1 pseudogene is annotated in these 301 nt (G+C 50.2%); it reads left to right on the top strand.

What is annotated here, in order from left to right:
- A pseudogene (locus ACERY3_RS25425) lies at positions 1–301 on the top strand (hypothetical protein); the annotation flags it as partial.

Raw genomic sequence — 301 nt, 5'->3', positions numbered from 1 at the left:
CAGCTGCTGATTTTCTTTCAGGCCAACTTCGAAGCCTGTATCAGCGTCATTATGGGAATGGTGGACCGGGATTCATCAGCCCGATGAGAGTTCCGGGAAATCGGTACAGCCATGTAAATTACAGCAAGGCGAGAGGCTGGCAACTGGAAACCAGTCGAAAAACAAAAGATCCGACATTTACGCTCGGAGGAAACATTGCAACGCCGACATCGGTAAACAACTCAGAACGTATCACCATTTCTGACGGAGAAACGGAGCTTCAGGCCCGGGCACTGTACCGTTCAACGGGAGATGCAATGTT

The organism is Enterobacter cloacae complex sp. ESBL7 (assembly GCF_041679625.1).
GTDB lineage: Bacteria > Pseudomonadota > Gammaproteobacteria > Enterobacterales > Enterobacteriaceae > Enterobacter > Enterobacter asburiae_B.
This window is presented reverse-complemented; position numbering and strand designations above follow the sequence as displayed.